The following is a 26,517-nucleotide window of genomic DNA, read 5'->3' as shown; positions in this document are numbered from 1 at the left end:
GAAATGGAAAATAGCCTGATAATCTCTAAATTAAGCCTATTTAGGCATTTGTTAACTATCGATTGGCACTAACTTATATCGAATATCTGTCACTGATAAATGCTCGTAACCCATACAAATTCCGCTTAAATATTAATCTCTCTTAACTGAATTACATAAATTTGGCTGCTGTTTTTTGTAAATTATATTTGCATCACAAATATGAAATTCCGTTAATCATGATGATTTATCAGCGCTATACTTAAGATAATGATCTGCTTTAAATTCAAGTATTCTCACCGTGCGCCAAGGCAATTAACGGGCGAATCTCATCACTTATTGGTGCAATTTGGTGCAAAATGACATACGGATGCTTTAGTGATCATCATCAAAACAGTGCGTTGTGATCCGTGAAACACTTCAGTTAGGGGTCATAATGATAGTATGCAGATACCGTGTTAGCACCCGTTCAACAGGTTGAATGTTTGCTTACCCATTAATTAACATTATGGAAGGAGTTTACTTATGGCTTACAAACACATTCTGATTGCGGTTGACCTATCTCCAGAAAGTAAGGTATTGGTGGAAAAGGCGGTCTCCATGGCCAGACCGTACAATGCCAAAGTTTCCCTGATCCATGTTGATGTTAACTACTCAGACCTCTATACCGGTCTGATCGACGTTAATCTTGGTGATATGCAAAAACGTATCTCTGAAGAAACCCATAATGCATTAACTGAGCTTTCGCAAAATGCGGGCTACCCAATTGAGCAAACCCTCAGCGGTAGCGGCGATTTGGGCCAGGTACTGGTTGATGCCATTAAGAAATATGATATGGACTTGGTATTATGCGGTCATCATCAGGATTTCTGGAGCAAATTGATGTCTTCAGCACGCCAACTGATCAATACCGTACATGTCGATATGCTTATCGTGCCACTGCGCGATGACGACGCCGAAGACGAATAAGTTTCGCGAGAGTCATCCTGTTTAGCTTTAACGCCCGCCTTTTGCGGGCGTTTTTAATCAACAACCCCCGCCAAGCCCCGATAGCCACTCATTGATAACCCTGCTAAGTTTTTGTCAAAATCCCTTGCTGTATGAATATAAACCAGTGATATAGTCGAAGATGCACAACATCGTCTCCTCACTATTTGGATAATAATAATAGTTCGCAAAAAGGTGTAGGGAGAGTCTTAATTGGTACAAGGAATTATTAGTGATGAATGGTTTAACCTCTCTGGAGTCGTTTTTAGAATCTTTACAACAACGTGATGCCAACCAACCAGAATATCTCCAAGCAGTACGTGAAGTCTTCACGTCACTTTGGCCCTTTCTGGAGCAAAACCCACATTACCGTGAACAAAGCCTACTCGAGCGCTTAGTCGAGCCAGAACGTGTTATTCAATTCCGCGTTGCCTGGACTGATGACCAAGGTAAAGTTCAGGTTAACCGCGCCTGGCGTGTTCAATTTAACTCGGCGATTGGTCCTTATAAGGGCGGGATGCGTTTCCACCCATCAGTAAACTTATCAATTCTGAAGTTCCTTGGTTTTGAACAGACCTTTAAAAATGCCCTGACAACCCTGCCTATGGGAGGCGGCAAAGGCGGTTCTGATTTTAATCCTAAAGGAAAAAGTCAGGCTGAAGTGATGCGTTTTTGCCAGGCACTGATGATGGAACTGTATCGTCATCTCGGCCCGGATACCGATGTTCCGGCGGGTGATATTGGTGTTGGTGGCCGTGAAGTGGCGTTTATGTCTGGCATGATGAAAAAACTGTCGAATAACACCGCTTGTGTCTTCACCGGCAAAGGTCTCTCCTTCGGCGGTAGTCTGATTCGCCCGGAAGCCACCGGTTATGGCTTGGTCTATTTCACCGACGCCATGTTAAAACGTCACGGCTTAGGTTTTGAAGGTCGTAAAGTCTCGGTTTCCGGCGCCGGAAATGTCGCACAATACACTATTGAAAAAGCCATGGAGCTGGGTGCCAAAGTGATTACCGCTTCTGACTCAGGTGGTACAGTGGTTGATGAAACAGGCTTTACCCCAGAAAAACTGGCTCATCTGGCTGAGATTAAGAACAATCGTTATGGTCGTATTGAAGATTATGCCCGTGAACGTAATCTGGTCTATTTAGCCGATCAGCAGCCATGGAGTGTACCGGTTGATATCGCGCTGCCATGTGCGACGCAGAATGAACTGGACCTGCCAGCGGCGCGTCAACTGATTGCCAACGGGGTTAAAGCCGTTGCCGAAGGCGCTAATATGCCTACGACTATTCAGGCAACTGATGCTTTCCTTGATGCAGGGGTGCTGTTTGCACCGGGTAAAGCCGCCAATGCCGGTGGTGTTGCCACATCAGGTCTGGAAATGGCGCAGAACGCGGCCCGCCTGAGCTGGAAGGCAGAGAAAGTTGATGTCCGTCTGCATCACATCATGCTCGATATTCATCAATCTTGTGTTGAATACGGTGGCGAAGGCAAGCAAACCCACTATGTACACGGCGCGAATATTGCGGCCTTTGTTAAAGTGGCAGACGCAATGCTGGCCCAAGGTGTGTTGTAAGTAAGACTCTATTCCCATATTCTTTGAGGTAATAATACCAGAAGAATATGGGAACTTTATCCTCATAGATTTAAAAATCATATATCCCGCAGAGTAATATATAAAATCCTTAGTTCTTTTTAAGAACGTGCTTATTTTAAATATTATCGATGTCAGTAACATCCTTCCCGTGCATGAGTCGATAGCAAAGTAAATAATTTAAATTATGAGGAATAATAATGCTCAGGGAACAGACTAAAAATAATGTCAGAACTGTAGGTATTAATAATAGTATTGATATTAATAAATCAAAGACGATTAATCTATTAGCGATAACCAGCAGAAACAAATGGCAAAATAAAGATAAGAATGGAATAAGTATTATCACTTATTCATTTAGCCAACGAATACCAATAGATTACCATTATTATAAATCAGCTGAGGGTGTTCCGGCCTATTCCCTTAATGAAGCCCAAATTCACCAGATAAGAACCGCTATGCTCGCCATTGCTGATGTGGCGAATATTAAATTTATTGAGGCTAAAGATGATGTTATAGCTAACATCCCCATTACCAATGTTTCACTCGATGGGTCACGTGGCGGTTATGCCTATCCCCCGAATCCTAGTAACCTCAGCCCCATATTTATTAATGCGAAGATAGAGGAGAATCTAGCCCCCACGCAATCAAACTATGGTGGTCGGGTATTTATGCATGAACTCGGCCATGCACTCGGCTTGATGCATACTCATGACTCGGTGGGCTTAACACAACAAACCAGCGTAATGAGCTATTTATCTGAGTTCTACTCAGGAGCAATCTACGGGGGTAACTTTGCATCAACCCCGCAACTCTATGATATTTCAGCACTTCAATACCTTTACGGAGCCAATAATCGTACCCGTATCGGTAATACGACTTATGGTTTCAATTCCAATAGTAATAGGGATTACTTTACTGCAACCCACGCTAACGACAAGTTGGTATTCTGCGTGTGGGATGCCGGTGGTAACGATACGTTTGATTTCTCGGGCTATCATCAAGACCAAAGAATCACACTGACTAAGCGTGGTTTCTCTGATATTGGTGGTTTGAGAGGCAATGTCTCAATTGCAAATAAAGTCGTGATTGAAAATGCCATCGCCGGTAGCGGTGATGATGAAATCAACGGTAACCGATCAAATAACACCCTGAACGGAGGGGGTGGTGATGACAGATTATGGGGCCGGGTGGGAAATGACCGGCTATTTGGCGGCCGTGGTAATGACAGGCTATCCGGTGGTAAGGGTGATGACTTCTTATCCGGCGGCGCGGGTAATGACCGGCTCAGCGGTGGCAATGGCAATGACCGGCTATTCGGCGGGCGCGGCGCTGACCGGATGAAAGGGGGAGAGGGCCATGATATTTTCCAATACCGTAATAGCAGAGATTCCACCAAAAAATATACCGATACCATCATCGACTTTACCTCTGGTGAAGATAAAATTGATTTATCATTCATTATGGCTGGCAATAATAATATTGTTATGGCCAATCAATTCAGCGCGAATGGTCAAACAGAATTAATGCAGAAATATGATGATGTCGCTAATATTACCTATCTAATGATTGATTTCGATCCAAAAATAAGCAAAGTCGATATGATGATAAAATTCACCGGTAAACATCAATTCACCCACAATGATTTTATTGTCAGTTCACCGCTTATTTCATAACTATTTATCCAGGTAGAATCGATGATTCAGGTGGCTGCAATAACGCGCAGCCGCCTGATTGAAACCAATATACCCAAAGTCATTGGTGTTACAGCCATAGGGCAAACTGACACTGTAATAACATCAAGGAAGTGGCATATAGAGGTCAAAACGATGACTTTTAGTGGTTACAGCCGCTTGCGCAGCTATTCCTGCCAACGGCTCGGCATAATCTGGCCGCTTCACCACCACCCGTTTGGTCGCTAACGCGCGGGCCGGTGCCAATAAACCATCGGCATCTTCATCCGCACCCACCAGCGATTGGAACACCCGCATCTCCTTTTTAACCAGTGCACTTTTTTGCCGGTGCGGATACATCGGATCGAGGTAAACCACTTCTGGCCGGGGTTCAATATCTGCCAGTGCTATCAGGCTGGAGGCGTGCAACAGCGTCAACCGTTCGCGCAGCCACGGACCAATCTCAGCATCCTGATAACCGCGACACAAACCATCATCGAGCAATGCTGCCACCACTGGATTGCGCTCCAGCATTTGCACCTGGCAACCCAGCGCCGCCAAAACAAACGCATCCCGCCCTAAGCCTGCGGTAGCATCGACCACGCGGGGAAGATAACCCTTTTTGACCCCGACGGCTTTGGCTACCGCTTCCCCTCGCCCACCACCGAACTTGCGGCGGTGCGCCAACGTGCCGGAGACAAAATCGACATAAATGCCGCCGAGCTTCGGCTCATCCCTCTTGCGCAATTCAAGGCGCTCAGGTGTCAATACCAGCGCCATAATGGCCTGCTCGTCAGACACCAAACCCCAACGCTCAGCCAAAATAGACAAGGCGCCGGGGGAGGCGCCTGCTTCAGACAATAAACAGATACTGACTTGTGACACGTTCTAGCCCTTAATACCGTAATGGCGCAGCATAGCATCCAACTGCGGTTCACGGCCACGGAAGCGCTTGAACAGCGTCATCGGCTCTTCAGAGCCACCACGGGACAGAATATTATCGAGGAAGGACTGCCCAGTCGCAGCATTGAAAATCCCCTCTTCTTCGAAACGCGAGAATGCATCTGCCGAGAGCACTTCTGCCCACAAATAGCTGTAGTAACCCGCTGCATAGCCACCGGCAAAGATATGGCTAAAGGCATGTGGGAAGCGGCCCCATGTCGGTGACGGTACCACTGCCACCTGCTTTTTCACTTCATACAGGATCGGCAGGATCTGTGCACCGGTCAGTGGATCGAACTCATAATGCATGCGGAAATCGAACAGCCCGAACTCTAATTGACGCAGAATAAATAGCGCCGCCTGATAGTTTTTCGCCGCCAACAGTTTATCCAGCATCTCTTGCGGTAATGGCTCATGGGTTTCGTAATGGCCGGAAATAAACGCCAGCGCCTGTGGCTCCCAGCACCAGTTTTCCATAAACTGGCTCGGCAATTCGACCGCATCCCAAGGGACACCATTGATACCCGAGACGCCGGCAGTATCAATTTTGGTCAGCATGTGATGCAAACCATGGCCGAACTCATGGAACAAGGTGGTGACTTCGTTATGGGTGAACAGCGCCGGTTTACCGCCGACTGGCCCGTTAAAGTTACAGGTCAGATAAGCCACCGGCTTTTGCAATTGACCGTTCGCCAGACGCAGGCTACCGACGCAATCATCCATCCAGGCACCGCCACGTTTGTGCTCACGGGCATACAAGTCAAGATAGAAGCTGCCGCGCAGTTCACCGCTGGCATCAAAGAGTTCGAAGAAACGCACATCTGGATGCCAAGTATCCACATCTCGGCGCTCTTTGGCGCTAATACCGTAAATACGTTTAACGACTTCGAATAACCCTTCCACCACCCGCTGTTCCGGGAAGTAAGGTCGCAATTGCTCGTCACTGATGGAGAACAGATGCTGCTTCTGCTTCTCTGAATAATAGGTGATATCCCAAGCAGCCAACTCATTGACGCCGTAGTGTTTTTCAGCAAAAGCACGTAATTGCGCCAGCTCTTCTTCAGCCTGCGGGCGGGCGCGCTTCGCCAAATCGTTTAGGAAACCAAGCACCTGTTGCGGGCTTTCTGCCATTTTGGTCGCCAGCGATTTCTCGGCATAGCTGCCAAAACCTAACAGTTGTGCCAATTCATGACGCAATGTCAGAATTTCCGCCATGATTTCACTGTTATCCCACTTACCGGCATTTGGCCCCTGATCAGAGGCGCGGGTAGCAAAGGCGCGATACATCTCTTCGCGCAATTTAGCGTTATCAGCATAGGTCAGAACCGGCAGATAACTTGGCATATCCAGTGTCAGCAACCAACCATCCTGCTGTTTGGCTTCAGCCATAGCTTTAGCCGCAGCCAAGGCACTTTCTGGCAAGCCTTGCAATTGGTTAACATCAGTAATTAACTTGCTCCAGCCCATAGTGGCATCGAGCACGTTATTGCTGTAAGTGGAGCCTAGCTCAGACAAACGGGCGACAATTTCGCCATAACGTTTCTGCTGATCGGGTTGCAAACCGATACCGGATAACTGGAAATCGCGCAGCGCATTCTCTACTGCTTTGCGCTGTGGGGCTGTCAATGCATCAAACCCCGGGCCTTCTTTCAGACTGACATAGGCCTGATACAAACCTTTATGTTGACCCACCCAAGTACCGTATTCCGACAGCAATGGCAGGCTTTGTTCATATGCAGTGCGCAGTTCCGGGCTATTTTTGACCGAATTTAAATGCCCGACCGGCGACCAGATACGCGATAAGCGATCGTCAGACTCAGCCAATGGCTGACACAGGTTATCCCAGGTGAAAGGTCCTGGCTGGGCAACGACCCGCTCCACCGCTTGACGGCATTCATCCAGTGCGGATTTCACCGCAGGCACGATATCTTCGGGGCGAATCGCAGAAAATGGCGGCAGGGAGAACGGGGTCAACAGCGGATTTGTCATAGGGCAGTCCTGATTATAGTTTTGGATATCAATGATTTTTTTGAATATCAATGATCGTTTTCAATACCGCCGCGATGGTGAATACAACGACGACTTATAAATTATCTATGTATGATTAACATGAGGTCTATCAACATGAAAATCAATGGCTGGCGGCCTGACGACTATTGATTACCCACCGATTTTGGCAATCAAGCTCGCACTGCTGGTGTAGCAAAAACCTCAACCAGCTTAAATTGCTCAAAGACCAATAGCATCTCAGGGGAGAAATCACCCTCTCGTTCAAAGAAGGCCCGATGCCCGGTCTGCCAATAAACCAAGCTTTTATCTCCCTCGCCCTCTTTGGCCGCCATTTCTGCGGTGACATCACAATAGCGGACCAGCGTTAAGCTCATGGTTCTAATGACACAAACCGGTGTGCCTCGGCCATCGAGAATGACATTGTAATCACCAACACTGGGCGAAGCTTCTGATTTATAAGCACGATAGGAGCAACAAGTCGCTGTTTTAGCGCCGTTGATGACCAATTGCGCCAATTCATCTGCCATCTCAGAACTGTCGCCAAAGGACCAGAGCAAAGCGTCTGGGTAGTGCTCAGCAATTATCTTGTTAGTCATTATTATATCCATTGAGGTGAGATCAGGTATTCATCACAGATTAATGCAATTCAGTTTTTATCCACCAGACAGTTTATACTAGTTGCCATAATGTGCTGGCTGCGGTTTCTCACCAGGGTGTTTGTCGCATCCACAGATAAAAAGCACTGCCACAATCTACAGCATATATTCTCGCTAAATCCTTGATTTAAATTAGAATATCAATTGGTTAAAATAAAATGTTAAGTTATCGCCATAGTTTTCACGCCGGCAACCATGCCGACGTTCTTAAACATACCGTTCAAAGTCTGATTATTGAGTCTTTGAAGGAAAAAGAAAAACCGTTCCTTTATTTGGATACCCACGCCGGTGCCGGTCGCTACCAGTTAAGCGGCGAGCATGCCGAGCGCACGGGTGAATACCTTGATGGTATCGGCCTACTGTGGCAACGAGATGATTTACCTGCTGATTTAGCGCCATATATCAGTGCTATCAATTACTTTAACCGTAGTGAAAAACTGCGTTACTACCCCGGCTCACCATTAATCGCCCGCCATTTATTGCGTGAAGATGACAAAATTCATCTGACTGAACTACACCCAAGCGACTACCCGTTGCTGCGCAATGAGTTTGCTAAAGATGAGCGAGCTAAAGTTCAACGTGCCGATGGTTATCAACAACTTAAATCACAATTGCCCCCATCATCACGCCGGGGTTTTGTTCTGATTGATCCGCCGTATGAAATGAAAACGGATTATCAGGATGTGGTGAAAGGTATTCAGGAAGGCTATAAACGCTTTGCAACGGGTACCTATGCATTATGGTATCCAGTGGTTTTACGTCAGCAAATCAAACGTATGTTACGGGATCTGGAAGCCACCGGCATCCGCCGTATCTTGCAAATTGAGCTGGCAGTGCGCCCGGACAGTGACCAACATGGTATGACCGCATCTGGCATGATTGTGATTAACCCGCCGTGGAAGCTAGAACAACAGATGAATACCTTGTTGCCGTGGCTGCACAACGTGCTGGTGCCATCGGGCCATGGTCATACCCTGGTGAAGTGGGTAGTGCCAGAATAAACACAGCCTAAATCAATTGGTCACGCGAATCAGAGCCATTGACGCAACCTTTGCGACAAAACTCGGGTAAGCGTTAAACTGTTAGGCAAATTTTAAACAACGTGGGAACGATTCTGATGACCAAACATTACGACTATCTGGCAATTGGCGGTGGCAGTGGTGGGATCGCGTCGATCAACCGGGCAGCCATGTACGGCAAAAAGTGTGCGCTGATCGAAGCTAAACAACTTGGTGGCACCTGCGTCAACGTTGGTTGTGTGCCGAAAAAAGTAATGTGGCATGCTGCGCAAATTGCAGAAGCGATTCATTTGTATGGCCCAGATTACGGTTTCGATACCACGGTGAACCATTTCGATTGGAAAAAGCTGATCGCTAACCGTACTGCTTACATCGATCGTATCCATCAGTCTTATGAGCGTGGTTTAGGCAATAACAAAGTGGATGTTATTCATGGTTTCGCGCGTTTTGTTGATGCGCATACTGTGGAAGTGAACGGTGAAAAAATCACTGCTGATCACATCCTGATCGCCACCGGTGGCCGCCCAAGTCACCCGAATATCCCTGGCGCAGAATACGGGATTAACTCCGATGGCTTCTTCGAATTAGACGAGATGCCAAAGCGAGTTGCCGTAGTAGGTGCAGGTTATATCGCGGTAGAAATCGCCGGGGTGCTCAATGGGTTAGGTACAGAAACCCATCTGTTTGTGCGCAAACATGCACCATTGCGTACTTTTGATCCGCTGATTGTTGAAACTCTGCTTGAAGTGATGAACACCGAAGGGCCAACACTGCATACCGACGCGGTACCAAAAGCGGTGATTAAAAACGCCGATGGTAGCCTAACGCTGCAACTGGAAAATGGCACTGAAGTCACCGTTGACCACCTGATTTGGGCCATTGGCCGTGAACCGTCAACTGACAACCTCAATCTGTCTGCCAGCGGTGTCAAAACCAATGACAAAGGCTATATCGAAGTTGATAAGTTCCAAAACACTAACGTCAAAGGTATCTACGCCGTCGGGGACAACACCGGTGCGGTTGAACTGACCCCTGTAGCCGTGGCTGCGGGTCGCCGTTTGTCTGAACGCTTGTTCAATAACAAGCCGGATGAGCATCTGGATTACAGTAATATCCCAACCGTGGTATTCAGCCATCCGCCAATCGGCACTATTGGTCTGACTGAGCCGCAAGCACGTGAGAAGTTTGGCGACGATCAGGTGAAAGTGTACAAATCTTCATTCACTGCAATGTACAGCGCGGTGACTCAGCACCGCCAGCCATGCCGGATGAAATTAGTCTGCGTAGGGGTGGAAGAGAAGATTGTTGGTATCCATGGTATCGGTTTCGGTATGGATGAAATCTTGCAAGGGTTTGCTGTCGCCGTGAAAATGGGCGCGACCAAGAAAGATTTCGACAACACCGTCGCTATCCACCCGACCGCCGCAGAAGAGTTTGTAACCATGCGTTAAGGTTTGGTAAAAGATCAGAAAGGCTATGGACCGCAGGGTTGATAGCCTTTTTTATTGTTTTAAATTCTATCCTCGCGAATATTTCTTACTTTCACGCGGGTGATCCCTTAGTAGTTTCCAGCCAAAATTCATGCCCGCAGCAGCCAATAGGATGGCGGTCGCCCCAGCTATTTGCACGAGACTCAAGCGGTGATCGAATACCAACCAGTCGACAATAATCGCCACAACCGGATAAATAAAAGATAACGTGCCAACCAAACTGGTCGGGATTTTCTGAATCGCGCTGTACAACAGTGCGGACATTAACCCAGTGTGAACCACGCCGATAATGAACAGTAATCCCCATGTGCTGCCTGATAGCGGTAAATCAGACCAACACACAAAGGGTGCCAGCAAAATAGCGCCGACCAACAACTGAATCAGTACAATCAGATGTGGTGGCAAGCCTTTTAGCCGTTTGATAATCGCGGCCGTTACCGCATACATAAATGCCGCCCCCAGCGCCATAATGATGCCGAAGAGGTAGTCAGAACCTGAGGTGATGGCCCCCGGTTGCCCGATAATGATAAACAGCATCCCGCCAAAAGCGACCAGCAACCAACAGAGCGCATTTACTGTTAATTTCTCACCAAAAAACAGCACCCCCAGCCCAACCAGCATAAAGGGTTGAGTATGGTAGGTAACGGTTGCCATCGAAATGGAGGCATAAGAGTAAGCGCCAAACAGTAGAACCCAGTTCAATACCAGCGTAATACCACCGATAACTGCAATGACGATATGCTGTCGCGTGAGCACACCGCGTTTGAGTAAACCCAGCATGGCACAAGTGATCAACATGGCGAATGCACCAAATACACAGCGCCAGAACACAACCGTTACCGCAGGTTGCCCTGATGCGATAACCGGCCAGCCCACAGTACCGGAAATAAGCATAGCTGCGACCATTTCCATGGCCCCGCGAGCTTTCATTTTTATCATTCTCTCTCCGTAATCGCTGCCAGGATGCTTTTGTATTTGAGTGCTTGGCACTCAACAGACAATACATTAAAATGAACAAGTGACTATTATGGTGAACGACAATCAATCGTTCGTCAAGATGAACAAATGAATGATATGGTGAACAATGACTCACTTTATACCCGATAACTCAGACCATGCAGCAACCCCGATTGGCTTGCTTTCTGCCTCTATTCGCCGGGAACGTGAGAAGTTAGGGCTGACGGTAACGGAATTAGCAAAGCGTGCAGGTATCGCGAAATCGACGTTATCGCAATTGGAAGGTGGAGCCGGTAATCCCAGTCTGGAAACACTGTGGTCGTTAGCCATGGCACTGGATGTTCCGGTCAGTCGGCTTATCGCCCAGCCGCGCATGCATGTTCAGGTGATCAGGGCCAATGAAGGGATTACTGCGGTTTCTGAACAGGCGAACTACACCGCGACGTTGCTTGCTGCCTGCCCCACAGGGGTACAGCGGGATATCTATCGGATTAATGTTCAACCCGGTGAACTCAGGCGCTCCCGAGCACATATGCCCGGTACCATTGAACATGTGATTATCAGTTCAGGAAAAGCCAGAATCGGCCCAGTTGATCAAGCAGTTGAGTTAAACGCAGGAGACTACATTAGCTATTCTGCTGATGTGGAACATATTTTTGAAGCACTGGCCGTGGATACCACTGCGGTGATGATGATTGAGCACACATAAGCTATCGAGATATCCGTGGTCATACAGAATCCCGACCGACACCCTGGCATAACTATTGGTTAGGTTGTGATAGACGTCGACTCTGCTATTATCAACAGGTTGCTGCCATTTTGTATCATATTTTGTAGAATAATCATCTGCATAAGGCATGGATTAAGGCCACTGAGGAGAATTATGCCGAACGCACCGAAAGACAATTCAGCCCCACTGGCGGCGGGGATTGAAACCGGTAAAAAAGCCATTTCCTATATGACCCAGCTGAGTAACCACATCAAAGCTTACCCAGTGGTTGCTCATATTATCCGTGCCACCGATCGCTTTAATGACCGGATGGGCAGCCAGTTTGGTGCAGCTATTACGTATTTTTCTTTTTTGTCACTGATCCCTATTTTGATGGTTTCTTTCGCCGCAGTCGGTTTTGTCCTGGCGTCTAATCCTGACTTATTAGCTGAATTAATTAATAAAATTGTCAATACCATCAGTGATCCAACACTGGCCGCTACACTTAAAAACACGGTAAATACCGCAATCCAGCAGCGCACCACCGTCGGCTTGACTGGCTTAGCGATTGCGCTGTATTCCGGTATCAGTTGGATGGGGAACTTACGCGAGGCGATTCGTGCTCAATCACGGGATGTGTGGGAGCGTAATCCACAGGATCAGGAAAAGTTCTACTACCGTTATGCCCGCGATTTTATCTCGCTGACCGGGTTGGTTATCGCACTGATTATCACCCTGTCACTGACGTCAATTGCCGGTGCTGCACAATCTGCCATTGTTGATGCATTAGGATTGGGGGGAATTGATTGGTTACGGCCCGTTATGACATTGATTGCGTTGTCGATCTCTATTGCGGCTAACTATTTGTTATTTTTATGGATATTCTGGATTCTGCCGCGCCATAAACCTAAGAAAAAAGCGTTACTGCGCGGCACCCTGATTGCCGCTATCGGCTTTGAGATAATTAAGTTTGTCATGACGATGATGCTACCACGCCTTGCCAGTTCGCCGTCCGGGGCGGCTTTTGGCTCCGTTATTGGTTTAATGGCGTTTTTCTACTTTTTTGCCCGGCTAACGTTATTTTGTGCCGCCTGGATAGCCACAGCCCACTACGATGAGGATGAAACCTTACCGCAAGGCGGGGGAAACAAGGCCACCCAATAAGCCCAACCAGATAGGGTCAATACCCCATTAATGATAAATAAGCATTATGGCGTTTGCTCACCTCGCTGACTTATCACTACACTGGCCGCCGTTATCAAAAACAGAGGGCTATCCGTGTCGCGTTATATAAAAAAACCGTGGTTTTTACTGATATTACTCGCAGTTGCGGTGCTGGCCACAGTGTATAAATTGCGTTTTAGCAATGCGGATGCACTGTGGAAAATCGTCAGCCAGCAATGTGTTCCCCATATGGTCGCAGAACATAGCCCGCAGCCTTGTGTCGCGGCTGACATACCGGCTGGTTTTGTGGTGTATAAATCGAATGTTGGGCCATTGCAGTATTTGTTGATGCCGACCGCTAAAATCAGCGGCATGGAAAGCCCACAGTTGTTAACGAGCAGCAGCCCAAACTACTTCCTTGATGCCTGGCAAGCCCGTCACTTTATGGCCGATAAATATGGCGCACCAATTGATGATGCGGATATTTCACTGACCATTAATTCAAAATACGGGCGTAGTCAGGATCATTTACATATCCATATTTCTTGCCTGAAACCACAGGTAAAAGCGGCGCTGGCGGCGCAAGAAGCAAACTTCCGTCAGCAGTGGCAGCCCCTGCCAGGTGGTCTGTTAGGTCATGACTATCTGGTGCGGCGCACAACAGCCGCTGAATTGCAGCACTCAGGTGCATTCCGCCTGTTAGCCGATGAGGTGGCTGGAGCGAAAGATAGTATGGGCCGCTATGGTTTAGCCATGACCGCATTGCCTGATGGGGCATTTTTACTACTGGCAAGCCAGGCGAGCCTGACGAAACTGCACCGTGCATCCGTGGAAGAATTGCAGGATCACGACTGTAATTTGCTATCTCCACCGCCGCCGCCGCTGCTCTCTTCTCCGTAGAGTTAAAACGGCCAGGCAGTTAGTTACTCGCTCTCACCGCCCAGCCGCTACTCTGTTCAAATTGATTGATTTACCGGCTCCCATTAGCCTGGCGATAGATCTTTTATTGCTCTATTTCTTTTGCTTTATCTTTTGCAGGAAAGGGGTGCACTGGTTTTCATCAGCCTCACTGGGCGAAATCAGTGCCAGCAAGGCCGCAGCAGGTGTGAGTGCGACACCCAATACAGCAGCAACTGCACCACGGGCGATCAACGGCCCCGCTTTCACACCAGCATCAGGCTGTTTAAATGTTCCTTTCACATACAGCGGAGAGCGTAGGGTCAGAATACGCAGCCCTTTACTTTCTGGATTGACCGATAAGTCCAACCGCTCAGTAGCAAAGTTGATATTACCGGTAATGTTGATAATGGCATTCTCGGTATCAATAACAAACAGGCGCGGTGTTGCCAATCCATTGCGCAACTGCACATCGGCCACTGCGCAGTTAATTTTCACCTCATCATCACCAAACAGCTTCGCCACCAGATAGTTACCCACATTCAGCCCCAACAACTCCATCAGGCTACGGCTGATTAGCCCCTGATTCAGTAGCAAGCGCAGGTTACCATTACTGGTTGCCAGCAACGCAGCCACTGAGTTACCGGTAGCGGTAAATGATGCGTCGCCATTCAACTGCCCCAGACTGTTGCGCATCGCCTGTACCTGTGGCAACAGCTCTTTCAATTGCAGGCGACGGGCATGCAAATCAACCTTACCGGTCATCGGATCTTTGTTGCCATTCAGCCGCAAAGTGGCATTAAGGTTACCGCCCGCCATGCCAAAACGCAGTGGATCGAGTCGTAACTCACCCTGATTGAGTACCACGTGGGTAGACAGATTATTCAAAGGTAATGATTTATCCCGTTCGATACGCTTAGCCGCATACGTAACATCTGCATCCATCACTCCCCAACTTTTGGTATCAAACTTATCTGTCGGTAATACCTTGTTTGCAGGCTGCCGGTTTCGCTCACCACGATTGGCCTTTTCCTGATTGGAGTCAGCACCAATCAAGGGGGCTAAATCAGTAAAACGTAATTTTTCTGATGACATTTTGCCCGTTAATTTCGGCCGTGGCTGGCTGGCGGTATAGGTCAGGCTGCCGTGAATATCACTGTCACCGATTTTACCGTTAAAGTTTTCATAGCGATAAACTGCGCCACCAGTTTGCTTTAGGCTGGCAATTAAGCGGCCATCGGTATTGTAAGGCGGGGTCGCGGGCAGCAATACACCGATAAGGGGATAGAGGTTGTCCAGACTGGCACCGGAGAATTTCAATTGCAGATCTAATCCCGCCAGATTGCCAGGGTCGGTTAAGGTACCGGCTACCACCACACGGGTAGAGCCAGAACGCACATCAGCCTGCAACGGGAATGGTACGCTCGCATCACTCATCGACAGCATGCCGCCTATTTTTCCGCTGCCGGTGAGTGGCTGGCTCTGATACTTACCGTCAATTTTCCAGCCGAAAACATAATCTGGCGTATGACTCTGCGCCTTATCCGTGACCTGTTTATCCTTTGTCTCATTACGAGTACCGGTCACCTCAGCAAACGGCAATGGCTTACCCAGTGGGTCGATCACGGCGTGCAAATCAGCTTTCAGAATGGCATCACTGAGGGTTATTTCACCGCGATCAAACACAATATCGTTAATATTCACTGACCAAGATGAAGAAGGTGCCTCACCCTGCGTAGGGCTATTGGCCAGATTGAAGGTCCAGTTATTCTTACCGTTAGCCAGACGAAGCAGCTTGGCATCCGGTTGTGTTAGCCAGATACGAGGGATCCACACTTTCTGTGCCAATAAAGCCAACGGCGCAATACTGGCATCAACCCGTTTTAACGTGACCATTTCCCCAGCCGGAAAATCTGTGGCTAGCGTGTTAGTTTTATTATCTGTTTTATCACTGACTAAATCTGACGGGTTGCCCAACACCAAATCTTCAGCATGAATATGTGGCCATGGTATCCAGCCGCGCCAACCCGGCTCATCCCCTTTACGTGACCAATCCACCCCCAAGTTGCCACGGATAGCAAACGGCCGCTGCAACTCAGCAGAGACTTTTTCATTGATGGTTGGCTTCAAACGGTTCCAGTCAAAAGTCATCACGAAAATCACCGTCGCCGCCAGTAGCAGCACGATAAGTCCACCAACACCTGTCAGCACTTTTCCGGTTTTTGTCATAACAGCTCCATGCCCGTACTCATAATAGATAAAGCTAAATCCGACACCAGGCGCGTATTTAATGGACGTCAGTTCGCGGTAATTTAATCGAAAAATCAGCCATAAAAATAGCTAACTGATTAATAATGCGGATTCAGAAGACTACACTAACCATAGTCGATGATGGTTCAGAATCCATTATTTGGGCAGTTGAATCCGGTGATGCGCAGAGGCAACACGGCAGGGAAGTGCTTTTTCTCAGAGAAGGTTAACCACAAAACAACATAGGCAGCGTCTGTAATCTATCAAATGAAGTTGGCCGGGACAGATAATAACCCTGTGCGGCAGCGGCATCAGAGCGTTGCACCATGGCCCACTCCTGCGAGGTCTCAACCCCTTCAACTATAACCCCTTTGCAGTAGCGCCCCATTAAGGTGACCAAGGTGAAGAACAGTTGGTTTCCAACCTCACTTTCTTGCAACACAATAAATAAATCTCTGGCGACTTTGATGTACTCATAGCGCCAACTGATAAATGAAGTGAAATTCGCCAGCCCGCTGCCAAAATCATCCAACCAGAGTCGGTCAGCTTCAGCAATACGCGCAAAAGGAGTATCAAGGGAGGTATCAACGTGCTCGAGTAATTCAAAGCGAATATAGGGCATAGCATCGATTAGCAATTTGGCTTGCAGATCATCTTGCATCGCCATCAATGCCTGTCCATCAATGTTGATCGAAACCAGTACCGAGTGATGAACAAATATGGCGTGCCACTGCTTAATCATATTCAACTGCTCCAGTACCACATCCAAACGAGCGCGGATACTAATAGCACTGAAGTAATCCTCTGGATTTAAACGTGTATCCGGGGATGAAGGATGAAAAACAGCCGTGAGCAGTTCAATTGCCAGCAACGCACCAGATGTACGATAGATAGGTTGAAAAGTGTACCGACGCTGACATTGCCGCCAGAAGCTCTGTCCTTTATTTCGATCAATAGCGGCAAAGGATGGCGCAAGTAAACCTGATACTTTATTGGTCATCATCAGTTTAGTCGCCATGTTGCAAGACACCGTACAGTAATGGCAGTGTATATCGCTGCCAGCCTGATTGCATCCTGTGGTAAACGGTTTTCTTTCTGGAGATGTTATCGACTCGAGCGACCAGAACTTTATATAGCGGCATGACAGATTATCGTTCCCAAGCGGGCTGGCACGGTACATTAAAGCCATCTACAGTAGTTAACTCAATAATGCCATTAATGTTAATGGAGGTCTGTATGCCTTATGTAAATATTAAAATTACTCACGAAGGAGCGACGGCGGAGCAGAAAAAACAGCTAATTGCCGGAGTCACCCAACTATTAGTCGATACCTTAGGTAAAAACCCCGCGACTACGGTCGTCGTGATTGATGAAGTGGACACTGATAACTGGGGTATTGGTGGTCAAAGCGTCACCGAACTGCGGAAATCATCATAATTCTGTTCTGAGTGGCGGGAAACTTGTCAGTTTCCCGACCTACATCATAAAAAATTTAAAACGTCGTTTTAATACTATTGACTCCGACCAAGCCAGCAGTGAGACTATAGTCAAAGTCATTGGCGTTGTAGCACGGCTGCAAACAACGCTACAACGTCAAGTTAGCCGGGGATAACCCAATATCATTCCCATCACTGACTCATCATTCAGAAATAGGCCGCTTTCCATGACCAGCAAAAATATTGCCGTTATCGGCGAATGCATGATTGAACTGTCACAAAAAGGTACCGATCTTAGCCGGGGTTTTGGCGGTGATACGCTGAACACGGCGGTGTATATTGCCCGTCAGGTATCAAAGCAGGCTTTGAATGTACATTACGTGACCGCATTGGGGACTGATAACTTCAGTGAAGAGATGCTGGCTGCCTGGCAGCAAGAACAAATCCACACTGATCTTATTCAGCGTATGGATAATAAGTTGCCGGGTCTGTACTTCATCGAAACCGACAACACCGGTGAGCGAACCTTCTATTACTGGCGCAATGATGCCGCAGCCCGTTTCTGGTTGACCAGCCCGGCAGCCGATGAAATCTGCCAGCGGCTGGAAAAATTTGATTATCTGTACCTTAGTGGGATCAGTTTGGCCATTCTGGACAGCACATCGCGCCAGCGTCTGCTGCAATTGCTGCGCGCCTGTCGTGCCAACGGCGGCAAAGTTATCTTTGATAACAACTACCGCCCACGCCTGTGGCAGAGCAAGCAAGAGACTCAGGAAGCCTACCGTGACATGTTAGCCTGTACGGATATCGCGTTCCTGACACTGGATGATGAAGATATGCTGTGGGGCGAGAAGCCACTGGAACAGGTGATTGCAAGCACTCAGGCTTTGGGCGTGAGCGAGATTATCATCAAGCGTGGTGCGGACTCGTGTATCGTCTGGGTAAAAGACGGTTTTGAAGCCCATCAATATGATGTTCCCGCGGTCAAACTGCCGAAAGAGAAAGTGGTGGATACCACTGCTGCGGGGGATTCCTTCAGTGCGGGCTATCTGGCGGTTCGCTTAACGGGCGGTAGCGCCCACGACGCAGCAGTACGTGGCCATTTAACAGCCAGCACGGTGATTCAATATCGTGGTGCTATCATTCCACTGGCAGCAATGCCAGCAGTTTGATACTCGCCAACAGGTTCAGGCGGCCGGTGACTGACGTCGCTACGGTCCGCCTCTGCTGCTTCATATCGTCATGAATTCATTTCATTAACGACAAGCCCGGCACATACCGCCCGGGCTTTTTTGATTACTGCGCAGTGGTCGGTGTTGGTGGTGCTGCTTCCGCTGCCGCTACTGTTGGCGTGGCATCCTCTGGCACCACCGTATGGGGTGTCATAATTGCGTTATACGCCGCCTGTAATGCCTTCACATTCACTTCTGGCTCGCCTTTCGGCTGCGTCAGAATCAACGTGGTATCTTGCGATAACTGCTGTTTCAATTCCTGATTAAGCTCAGCCAGCGTCAAACCCGACAAGAATGCCTGGCGCAACTTCTGGTACTGTTCCGGGGCGATATCCACTACGCCACTTTGCTGTGAACGCAAACGTTGGCTCATCAAAATGTCGGTATCAGTCCGGGCATAGGTTGCAAACAACTTACTTAGCTGATCATTTTTCTGCGCCATCAACGCATCAAACTCAGCCTGACTCAGGCCATTAGCGCGCAAGCTAGCCAGTTCACGGGCGACAAAACTCATCCCTGGCGTCAGGTTTTCAGCCGGCGTATTCAAGTGGATAGCACATTGCGCACGCTGATATTGCACCCGGCAATCAAAGCCCAGCTTCAGGTTCTTCTGATCACTTTTATCCAACACTTGCTGGATATGCCAGAACAGTGCCTCGCGCGCCAAATCACTGCGCCAGTAGCGGCTCAATGCGATGGAATCCTGAATAGGATGCCATGGGGTATCCCACATCAGCGATAGCGTATCTTGTGCCGCTTGTTCATTAATAAGGCTTACCGGCTCTGGCGGCAATGGCGCTAACATCGCAATCGGTGCAGGTGTCGCGCGTTTCCCTTTCAGCTCAGAGAACGCTTTACCAATTTGGGCGGCAATGCTGCGGCTATCCACGTTTCCGACCACGTACAACGTCATCGCATCCGGGGTGTACCACTGTTCATAAAACTGTTTTAGCTTTTCGACATCGACCGGCTTCGCCACAGGTTGACCCGGATCATGCCCAATCAAAGAAGAACCTTTAAGCCGATAACGCCACCAAGGTTCCTGAATATTTTGCGGGAAAGTGGCAATAGGATCGGTGGCACCATTCAGTGCTGCATTAACGGTTTGTTCATTTACAGCCAGCTTGCCACTGGTATCAGATAACCAGGCCAGCGCTTCCTTCATCAGGTCGGGGCGGTTATTGGGCAAACTTAAGCTGTATAACGTGAAATCATAAGATGTAATGGCCGGTGGCAACGGGCGCTCGTTATCGACCCCTTGTTGCCACAGCGACTGAAGTTGGGCGGGAGTAAAACTCGCGCTACTCATTAATGCCAGGCGTGGTAGCAGATGGGCAAAGCCAACTTGCTGTGCGCTTTCAGATAATGAGCCAGTATTAACAACCAGACGTAACTCGATCCGATCGCTTGGGCGTTGCGGCGTAGCCAGCAACTGCCATGAGAACCCGTTTTCTAACTTCCCCTGCTGCCAAGCAGGATCGGGTTGTAGTGCTTCAGCCTGCACATTACTGCTGGCGGCAGCCAACAATAATCCACCAACTATGAGACGAATTCTGGTGCCCTGCATGTGAACCCCTACTTAATAAACTATCCAATTTTAAAACGATACAAATTTACACCAGCCAGTCGTGTTTTCACCCGAACAGCCCATGTTTAACTTGTCAGCGCCATCGATATGGCAGCCATAAAGACATGCATAAACCAATCCAGCTTTAATAACCCCAGTCCAGCCATCACAAACTGATCGCTCTGCCGTCATTATTAGGCGAAAAATCAACGGTCAACGCCACCGTGAAAACCGGAGGTGGCAGTGTACCATTCTGTTAGACCGCATGCTTTTGCCGATGTCACTCAACAGAGTAAAAAATAGTAGCTAAAGGGTATTTAACACCAGAAAATGGATCGCGGGGCATTATTTTCGCGATTATAGTGCAGAGGTGCTACCGGTGACAGCAAGCCACCGGTAGTGATTTGGTCGTACTAATCGACTGAATCTTGGTTATATCTTTCGCACTTGATGCTACGAAGAAGAAAGACCGTTTTTTATCTCACTGTTAGGTGGTGTTTTGTTTGATAACACCGCCTGCAACTGGTCGTTATCCAGTTGTTTACACCATTTGGCAACCACAATAGTTGCCACACCGTTACCTATCAGGTTAGTCAGGGCGCGAGCTTCGGACATAAAGCGATCGATACCCAGAATCAGCGCCAACCCGGCCAGTGGTAAATGCCCAACCGCAGAGATGGTCGCCGCCAACACAATAAAGCCACTGCCTGTCACACCGGCCGCACCTTTTGAGGAGAGCAGCAGTACTACAAGTAATGTGACCTGATGAATAACATCCATATGGGTGTTGGTCGCCTGCGCAATAAACACTGCCGCCATGGTCAGGTAGATAGAGGTGCCGTCCAGATTAAAGGAGTAACCGGTCGGGATAACCAACCCCACCACCGATTTCTTACACCCTGCTTTCTCCATCTTATCGAGCATGCGCGGGAGCACGGACTCAGAAGATGACGTCCCCAATACGATCAGCAGTTCTTCTCTTATATAGCGGATAAATTTGAAGATGTTAAAGCCATTGAATCTCGCAATTGACCCCAGCACCACCACCACAAACAGAATACAGGTCGCGTAGAAGCAAATAATCAACTGCCCCAGTTGCACCAAGCTGCCGACACCATACTTACCGATAGTAAAGGCCATCGCACCGAAAGCACCAATCGGCGCCAGGCGCATAATCATATTGATGATACCGAAGATAACGCGGGAGAAACTCTCGATAACATTAAAGATGAGCTGACCTTTTTCACCCAAACGGTGCAGGGCAAAACCGAACAGAACAGCAAACATCAATACTTGCAGAATATTACCGCTGGCAAACGCGCCCACCACACTGCCTGGGATGATATCCAGCAAGAATGGCACAATCCCTTGTTGCGAGGCTTGTTCGGCATAAAGTGCAACTGCTTTGGCATCCAAAGTTGCCGGGTCGATATTCATACCGGCACCGGGTTGCACCACGTTAACAATCACCAGCCCAATCAATAGTGCAATGGTGCTGACAATTTCAAAATAGAGCAGTGCAATCGCACCGGTACGGCCAACGGCCTTCATACTTTCCATGCCCGCAATACCGGTAACCACGGTACAGAAAATCACGGGTGCGATAATCATTTTAATTAGTTTAACAAATCCATCACCCAGAGGTTTCATCTGAGCGCCGAGGTCAGGGTAAAAGTGCCCTAACAATACGCCCAAGGTAATCGCCGTTAACACCTGAAAATAAAGACTTTTAAATATTGAAACTTTCATGACTATGTCCTTTTGGGTAAATACACGGCAGCCTGTCGCTTAACTCTTTGTGATGATTGAGTGACACTTCTTTTTTATCCGTGCTTGCGCGGAAAATAACACCCTCATAACAATATGGAAATTATTAGTTGCACTGGATTGCACCCTTAACACGAAATTAAGAACTGAAACGCTTCAAGCGAGAGCAACAACGGAAAAACAGACAGATCAACCAGACAATTAACCAAAATGATTAGTCCGCAGAAGGGGTAGAAATGAGATAAATAATCGGGATGGTGTGTCGGGGAAAAAGAAGGTTTTTGAACGACGTGAACAGCCGATGTATTGCAGCAATAGCCCCCTTTAAGGATGATTGGTCAAGGGGGCGAGTTAGCCATTTCCAGTAAGCTTATTTAATTGCCCGGGTGGGCGCGGTGGCAGCACTGTTAATGGCGACTTCGTTAATGGCACTCCACTTATTGATATCTGTGCCAAAAGTGTCCAGCTTGATATATTTGGCTGTCACCGGTGTAAAAGTCAGCTTCTCACCGCTTTTGTTCGCCGTAGAGGTTTCCAGCCCTTGCGCCAGCGGCTGCCAACTCTTCCCATCACTGGAATAGGCGATGGAGAACTTCAGCTTGCGTTCGGTGGGTTTAAATGGAACCACGAGAATATTTTCAATGGATTGCGCTTTATCCAATTCCAGTTGAATCCAGCTATCTCCCGATGCTGCCCAACGCGTTTTTACATCGCCGTCGGCAATATTCGCCGGAACATGGCCTTTCTCACTGTCATAACCCGATGCAGTGACAGCAACAATCTGCGCGGCATAACCCGATGCGCAGAACAACGAACCTAACACCAGAGTGGCTAAAACCTGTTTTTTCATCAACCTATCCTTTTTATCACGACACAGAAACCCGAGAGGAAAGCGCCGGGACAAGCAACCCTGGGAAGCCACTGCCCGGCACTTTACCAACAGCGGCCCCAGCACGGGCCGCTGTCGGGACTATTTACGGCCGTTCGGTTGCAGCTTCTCACCCACATTGAGCAAGAACAGTTCATTATCACGGGTTGAGATCCGGGCTGAACCGTCGTCCATTCGGTAAGCACCTTCAGTAAAACCAGCACCATTCAGGAAAGGGGCTACTGCCTGTGGTTTATTGCGTAGTGAAGCCTCTAGCGCCAATAAAGCGTAAGGCTCAATGGCATCTATATCTGCATATTGACGATCCGGTGAAGCCATAAAGAAACCATCGATATAGCGGGTTTTAACGATGTTATCGCCGATTTTCTCTGCTAATAACCGATACTCCGCCACCTGACTGGCATGGTAGAGATCCAACAAAGCAAACAATGCGTAAGGATCGCTGTTGGTGGTATCCAACTTGATCTTCACCTCTTTACCCGGTGCTGTGCCGAGATCACCCAGCCCCTGATCGTTTGCAATACCGCGAGCCACTTTCCACAACAGTGGATCATTATCAATGGCATAAGCACGGGCATATGAAATCAGGAATTCGTTGCCCGCTTTGTACGGCTTGAGTACGGTGCCTTTTTTGCCGTAATAGCCATCACGCGGCAGTGTATAATTGGATAAGTCCTGCCCATCAGCAATCATTGGGCGGAAGGTGTTGTCCTTATCGTTATAAGCATATTGCGCGAATGCTTTTAGGCCATCCACGGTCCATTTCAATAAATCCTGCCCTTGATTGCCCAGATCTTTACCCAGTTGCAGTTGCATCAGCGCATTTTCAGAATAAAGCGTGCTGGTGCGCCCTTTGAGCATCATGTTGCCTTCCAATGCTGCCGGGCCAAACTCTGGGCCAAACTGACGCTGGGCGCGGTCACCGAACTTGGAGTGGGTATCTGCGTCATCTGTTGGCTCTTCCCGTTTAAGAGCTTGGGTAAACTGATAAACACCAAGACCGGTTTTCGCATCACGTGGCAATACATACTGCGAGGCCAAACGCTTAGCCCACACTAATGCCTCTGGCTCCTGCTGATGTTTATAAAGCAGAGAGGCGGAATAAATCAGATCATTACCTGCATTGAGGAAGCTAAGCCCTTTGGTTGCAAAGAAGGGGGCCTGTTGCTCGAATTTACTTTCCCATAATTTCCCCATTGGTTTGCCATATTCGCCGTGGCGGCTGGTTTCGAGAATACGCCAGTCATAAACATGGGCGTTCCAGAAACCACGAATGAACCGGGCAGTGGCATCACTATCAACACTGAACATCAGGTCATAGTAGGGATAGGCATTTTTCAGTTCATGCACCATCTCTTTTTCACTCGGCCCTTCTGGTTGCAGCGTTTTCAAATCGACAAAGCGATGGCCGCCCCAATAGAGTAAGCCGCTCGGGTCCTGATAATTTTGGAAATGATAACGAACGATATCTTCAGCGCGTTTTTGGTAACGGGCGTCCTGAGTAAGCTGGCTCAGGCCGCTCATGACACGCATCAGATTTTGTTGTGCTGAGAAGTTTGATAACACAGCCCGACGGCCATCGGGGAATATCCATTCCATTTGTTGGCCAGTACGGGGGTCAACACCATCCGCCAATAACGGGCTGGGCTTATCGCCGTGGTAAGTATCTGAAGCTTTGCTTAACACGTTATCGACATACTGTTTCACGACAGTGAGACGATCGGTATCCGCTGCCTGTCCAGCGGGTATATACAGCGTTGCCAGCGCTGCCATACTCAAGAATAACGCTCTTTTTTTCATTACTTGCTACCTGTCAAAAATCGTTATGTGAGGTGTGACCCCCTGAGGTCAGAATCTGATTATTTCAATAATGGATCAGAAGCTGTATTTCACCCCAACGCGATAACGGGTTTGACGTTCGTTGGTATTTTTGCTGCCAGCAACGTTACCCACTGCCATATAAGGAGACCAGTTTTTATCCCACTTGTAAGTCAATTTAAAATCATGGCTCCAATCGTAGTTCTCGTTATTTGCCAGTATAACCCCAGCTTTATTGGCTTGTTTGTAGTCCAGCTCATAGTCTAATTGGTAATCTTTAAAGAATTTATAGCTAACCACGCTCGTCAGATTATAGCCATTTTCAGATGTATCTTTTGGCGTATTAATATTGGCGCTGGTGCGTTTGTAATAAGGACGATAACGGAAGGAAACAGAGAGGTCGTCAACGATATTAGCCTTACCTCGCAGGTAAGGACGATAACTATTGGCTGTGGAGCTTGAATCTAATGAGAAACCTGGTTCAATAGAAAATGTATTATCAATTTTGTATACATAGCTGGCAACGACTTCAGTACCATTGCTGACTGTTTCATTAAATGCTTTATCTTTGTCCTGAGCTCCTTTCCACTTGCCTTCCAGTGACAAACCGAAGCCATTTGCAAAACGATGTGACATTAATAAACGATCTTTGTGGGTGTTACCACTTTGATCTTGCATTTCATGACGATAGTCAATAGTTACCGCCATTGCGCTAGTGCTGATAAGTGATGCCATTGCCAGAGATAGTAATTTAAATTTCATTCCAATTTCCCTTATTTTAATAAAGATAAGTATTATTATGATAAATACAAAAGACATTTATGAAACATAATTCTATTTATTTTGATATTAAGTTCCGAGATCCATGACCGATAGTTTGAAATTAATAAAACCAATATCCATTTATGTGACATGGTTCAAAGTAAATAGTTTTAACCAATGTCTCTCGTCTGTAATAATTCTGCTGCAACGTAGGCATAGCAAGGGATTGTCGCTATTTTAAAGAGGATAATGTGAGGGATAAATAGTCTTGACGTGGTAGGCAATAATATTGTAGGTACAAGCGAATATAAGGCAAATACATCCTAGTCCAATATTTTCATATGGGTATTATTGATAGTTTTAATCACTTTTACACTACAGATGATATTTGCTATTTTCTTGTGGGCAAAGGATTAGTGGATATACACGCCGAACCAAGGTATGACGGATATTTCTTATTAAAAATTAAGGTTAATTAATATAAGAAAAGATAATATCTTGATATTTCCTGCATAGATGAAAGTTCTGATATCTAGCCATATTGCAGTGATTACACCAGCACAATCTGTAGACCAAGAGGAGCAGCCAGCGAATGGCCAATACCACCGGTTACCTCAACCCGTTTTTTGGTAAGCACCAAAACCAACGTTGCAACGGTGCCGCTTTATCTTCAGCGGCACCTCGCCTCCCATAAAGGCCATGTTATTAATTTAATT

General features: G+C 47.7%; 21 protein-coding genes. 10 read left to right on the top strand and 11 right to left on the bottom strand.

Going from position 1 to position 26,517, the window contains the following annotated elements; all coding sequences use genetic code 11:
- Positions 1-504: 504 nt before the first annotated feature.
- The 3 genes from uspA to V1953_RS00580 all read left to right on the top strand — a co-directional run bounded on the left by uspA (position 505) and on the right by V1953_RS00580 (position 4,239).
- Positions 505-948, top strand: a complete 444-nt coding sequence (gene uspA / locus V1953_RS00590; protein WP_083161333.1) for a universal stress protein UspA — start codon at positions 505-507, stop codon at positions 946-948.
- Between the two features lie 253 nt (positions 949-1,201).
- Positions 1,202-2,545 carry an NADP-specific glutamate dehydrogenase gene (gene gdhA / locus V1953_RS00585; protein WP_083161335.1) on the top strand — a complete coding sequence of 448 codons (1,344 nt, stop codon included), beginning with the start codon at positions 1,202-1,204 and terminating at the stop codon, positions 2,543-2,545.
- A gap of 476 nt (positions 2,546-3,021) precedes the next feature.
- Entirely contained in the window at positions 3,022-4,239 is a 1,218-nt protein-coding gene (locus tag V1953_RS00580; RefSeq protein WP_442850557.1) for a M10 family metallopeptidase C-terminal domain-containing protein, read from the top strand.
- Positions 4,240-4,362: 123 nt separating this feature from the next.
- On the opposite strand, the gene rsmJ is transcribed toward V1953_RS00580, so the two are convergent.
- The 3 genes from rsmJ to V1953_RS00565 all read right to left on the bottom strand — a co-directional run bounded on the left by rsmJ (position 4,363) and on the right by V1953_RS00565 (position 7,784).
- Entirely contained in the window at positions 4,363-5,121 is a 759-nt protein-coding gene (rsmJ, locus tag V1953_RS00575) for a 16S rRNA (guanine(1516)-N(2))-methyltransferase RsmJ (protein WP_442820422.1), read from the bottom strand.
- Between the two features lie 3 nt (positions 5,122-5,124).
- Positions 5,125-7,167 carry an oligopeptidase A gene (prlC, locus tag V1953_RS00570; protein ID WP_083161342.1) on the bottom strand — a complete coding sequence of 681 codons (2,043 nt, stop codon included), beginning with the start codon at positions 7,165-7,167 and terminating at the stop codon, positions 5,125-5,127.
- A 191-nt stretch (positions 7,168-7,358) separates the two neighbouring features.
- Complete coding sequence (locus V1953_RS00565) at positions 7,359-7,784, bottom strand: ASCH domain-containing protein (RefSeq protein WP_083161344.1); 426 nt, start codon at positions 7,782-7,784, stop codon at positions 7,359-7,361.
- Positions 7,785-8,002: 218 nt separating this feature from the next.
- Here V1953_RS00565 and V1953_RS00560 point away from each other — a divergent pair, with 218 nt between their 5' ends.
- Positions 8,003-8,845: a 23S rRNA (adenine(2030)-N(6))-methyltransferase RlmJ gene (locus tag V1953_RS00560; protein ID WP_083161346.1), complete on the top strand. Its 843-nt coding sequence runs from the start codon at positions 8,003-8,005 to the stop codon at positions 8,843-8,845.
- A 116-nt stretch (positions 8,846-8,961) separates the two neighbouring features.
- Complete coding sequence (gene gorA, locus V1953_RS00555; RefSeq protein WP_372560271.1) at positions 8,962-10,314, top strand: glutathione-disulfide reductase; 1,353 nt, start codon at positions 8,962-8,964, stop codon at positions 10,312-10,314.
- Between the two features lie 66 nt (positions 10,315-10,380).
- Here gorA and V1953_RS00550 read toward each other — a convergent pair whose 3' ends face one another.
- Positions 10,381-11,289 (bottom strand): DMT family transporter, encoded by a 909-nt coding sequence (locus V1953_RS00550; protein ID WP_442851288.1) that lies wholly within the window; start codon positions 11,287-11,289, stop codon positions 10,381-10,383.
- Positions 11,290-11,437: 148 nt separating this feature from the next.
- Here V1953_RS00550 and V1953_RS00545 point away from each other — a divergent pair, with 148 nt between their 5' ends.
- The 3 genes from V1953_RS00545 (at position 11,438) to V1953_RS00535 (ending at position 14,083) form a co-directional block, all read left to right on the top strand.
- Positions 11,438-12,019 (top strand): helix-turn-helix domain-containing protein, encoded by a 582-nt coding sequence (locus V1953_RS00545; RefSeq protein WP_083161348.1) that lies wholly within the window; start codon positions 11,438-11,440, stop codon positions 12,017-12,019.
- A gap of 174 nt (positions 12,020-12,193) precedes the next feature.
- The gene (yhjD, locus tag V1953_RS00540) at positions 12,194-13,183 is read left to right on the top strand and encodes an inner membrane protein YhjD (RefSeq protein ID WP_083161350.1); all 990 of its coding nucleotides are present in this window, start codon (positions 12,194-12,196) and stop codon (positions 13,181-13,183) included.
- Positions 13,184-13,297: 114 nt separating this feature from the next.
- The gene (locus tag V1953_RS00535; protein WP_372568469.1) at positions 13,298-14,083 is read left to right on the top strand and encodes a CDP-diacylglycerol diphosphatase; all 786 of its coding nucleotides are present in this window, start codon (positions 13,298-13,300) and stop codon (positions 14,081-14,083) included.
- 111 nt (positions 14,084-14,194) lie between these two features.
- Here V1953_RS00535 and V1953_RS00530 read toward each other — a convergent pair whose 3' ends face one another.
- Together V1953_RS00530 and pdeH are read right to left on the bottom strand one after the other, a co-directional pair.
- Positions 14,195-16,309, bottom strand: coding sequence for an AsmA family protein (locus tag V1953_RS00530; RefSeq protein WP_442820420.1), 2,115 nt, complete (start codon positions 16,307-16,309; stop codon positions 14,195-14,197).
- A 247-nt stretch (positions 16,310-16,556) separates the two neighbouring features.
- Positions 16,557-17,348, bottom strand: a complete 792-nt coding sequence (pdeH, locus tag V1953_RS00525) for a cyclic-guanylate-specific phosphodiesterase (RefSeq protein WP_193784750.1) — start codon at positions 17,346-17,348, stop codon at positions 16,557-16,559.
- 218 nt (positions 17,349-17,566) lie between these two features.
- Here pdeH and V1953_RS00520 point away from each other — a divergent pair, with 218 nt between their 5' ends.
- Both V1953_RS00520 and V1953_RS00515 read left to right on the top strand, forming a co-directional pair.
- A complete protein-coding gene (locus tag V1953_RS00520) occupies positions 17,567-17,767 on the top strand; it encodes a 2-hydroxymuconate tautomerase family protein (RefSeq protein ID WP_442850556.1) in 201 nt (66 codons plus the stop codon).
- Positions 17,768-17,993: 226 nt separating this feature from the next.
- Positions 17,994-18,938 (top strand): sugar kinase, encoded by a 945-nt coding sequence (locus tag V1953_RS00515; protein WP_442850555.1) that lies wholly within the window; start codon positions 17,994-17,996, stop codon positions 18,936-18,938.
- 124 nt (positions 18,939-19,062) lie between these two features.
- Here V1953_RS00515 and V1953_RS00510 read toward each other — a convergent pair whose 3' ends face one another.
- From V1953_RS00510 to V1953_RS00490, 5 genes are all read right to left on the bottom strand, one after another.
- A complete protein-coding gene (locus tag V1953_RS00510) occupies positions 19,063-20,565 on the bottom strand; it encodes a M16 family metallopeptidase (protein ID WP_083161360.1) in 1,503 nt (500 codons plus the stop codon).
- A 453-nt stretch (positions 20,566-21,018) separates the two neighbouring features.
- A complete protein-coding gene (locus V1953_RS00505; RefSeq protein WP_372560264.1) occupies positions 21,019-22,314 on the bottom strand; it encodes a dicarboxylate/amino acid:cation symporter in 1,296 nt (431 codons plus the stop codon).
- Between the two features lie 388 nt (positions 22,315-22,702).
- The gene (locus V1953_RS00500; RefSeq protein WP_372568467.1) at positions 22,703-23,182 is read right to left on the bottom strand and encodes a discoidin domain-containing protein; all 480 of its coding nucleotides are present in this window, start codon (positions 23,180-23,182) and stop codon (positions 22,703-22,705) included.
- 120 nt (positions 23,183-23,302) lie between these two features.
- On the bottom strand, positions 23,303-25,021 hold the full coding sequence (locus tag V1953_RS00495; RefSeq protein ID WP_420073287.1) for a pectate lyase: 1,719 nt from the start codon (positions 25,019-25,021) through the stop codon (positions 23,303-23,305).
- Positions 25,022-25,096: 75 nt separating this feature from the next.
- Entirely contained in the window at positions 25,097-25,801 is a 705-nt protein-coding gene (locus V1953_RS00490) for an oligogalacturonate-specific porin KdgM family protein (RefSeq protein WP_083161368.1), read from the bottom strand.
- Between the last annotated feature and the right edge of the window lie 716 nt (positions 25,802-26,517).

The sequence above is a fragment of the Yersinia sp. 2541 StPb PI genome, from assembly GCF_052217145.1.
Taxonomy (GTDB): domain Bacteria; phylum Pseudomonadota; class Gammaproteobacteria; order Enterobacterales; family Enterobacteriaceae; genus Yersinia; species Yersinia enterocolitica_E.
The sequence above is the reverse complement of the archived record's forward strand: the minus strand, read 5'-3'. Positions and strand labels throughout refer to the sequence as shown.

What these genes read in the sequence shown, in the direction of transcription:
- pdeH (WP_193784750.1), bottom strand. Translation starts at nt 17,348, where the DNA reads ATGGCGACTAAACTGATGATGACCAATAAAGTATCAGGTTTACTTGCG.
- yhjD (WP_083161350.1), top strand. Translation starts at nt 12,194, where the DNA reads ATGCCGAACGCACCGAAAGACAATTCAGCCCCACTGGCGGCGGGGATT.
- uspA (WP_083161333.1), top strand. Translation starts at nt 505, where the DNA reads ATGGCTTACAAACACATTCTGATTGCGGTTGACCTATCTCCAGAAAGT.
- gorA (WP_372560271.1), top strand. Translation starts at nt 8,962, where the DNA reads ATGACCAAACATTACGACTATCTGGCAATTGGCGGTGGCAGTGGTGGG.
- V1953_RS00560 (WP_083161346.1), top strand. Translation starts at nt 8,003, where the DNA reads ATGTTAAGTTATCGCCATAGTTTTCACGCCGGCAACCATGCCGACGTT.
- V1953_RS00530 (WP_442820420.1), bottom strand. Translation starts at nt 16,309, where the DNA reads ATGACAAAAACCGGAAAAGTGCTGACAGGTGTTGGTGGACTTATCGTG.
- prlC (WP_083161342.1), bottom strand. Translation starts at nt 7,167, where the DNA reads ATGACAAATCCGCTGTTGACCCCGTTCTCCCTGCCGCCATTTTCTGCG.
- V1953_RS00490 (WP_083161368.1), bottom strand. Translation starts at nt 25,801, where the DNA reads ATGAAATTTAAATTACTATCTCTGGCAATGGCATCACTTATCAGCACT.
- V1953_RS00505 (WP_372560264.1), bottom strand. Translation starts at nt 22,314, where the DNA reads ATGAAAGTTTCAATATTTAAAAGTCTTTATTTTCAGGTGTTAACGGCG.
- V1953_RS00565 (WP_083161344.1), bottom strand. Translation starts at nt 7,784, where the DNA reads ATGACTAACAAGATAATTGCTGAGCACTACCCAGACGCTTTGCTCTGG.
- V1953_RS00520 (WP_442850556.1), top strand. Translation starts at nt 17,567, where the DNA reads ATGCCTTATGTAAATATTAAAATTACTCACGAAGGAGCGACGGCGGAG.
- V1953_RS00510 (WP_083161360.1), bottom strand. Translation starts at nt 20,565, where the DNA reads ATGCAGGGCACCAGAATTCGTCTCATAGTTGGTGGATTATTGTTGGCT.
- V1953_RS00495 (WP_420073287.1), bottom strand. Translation starts at nt 25,021, where the DNA reads ATGAAAAAAAGAGCGTTATTCTTGAGTATGGCAGCGCTGGCAACGCTG.
- V1953_RS00500 (WP_372568467.1), bottom strand. Translation starts at nt 23,182, where the DNA reads ATGAAAAAACAGGTTTTAGCCACTCTGGTGTTAGGTTCGTTGTTCTGC.
- V1953_RS00580 (WP_442850557.1), top strand. Translation starts at nt 3,022, where the DNA reads ATGCTCGCCATTGCTGATGTGGCGAATATTAAATTTATTGAGGCTAAA.
- V1953_RS00545 (WP_083161348.1), top strand. Translation starts at nt 11,438, where the DNA reads ATGACTCACTTTATACCCGATAACTCAGACCATGCAGCAACCCCGATT.
- gdhA (WP_083161335.1), top strand. Translation starts at nt 1,202, where the DNA reads ATGAATGGTTTAACCTCTCTGGAGTCGTTTTTAGAATCTTTACAACAA.
- V1953_RS00515 (WP_442850555.1), top strand. Translation starts at nt 17,994, where the DNA reads ATGACCAGCAAAAATATTGCCGTTATCGGCGAATGCATGATTGAACTG.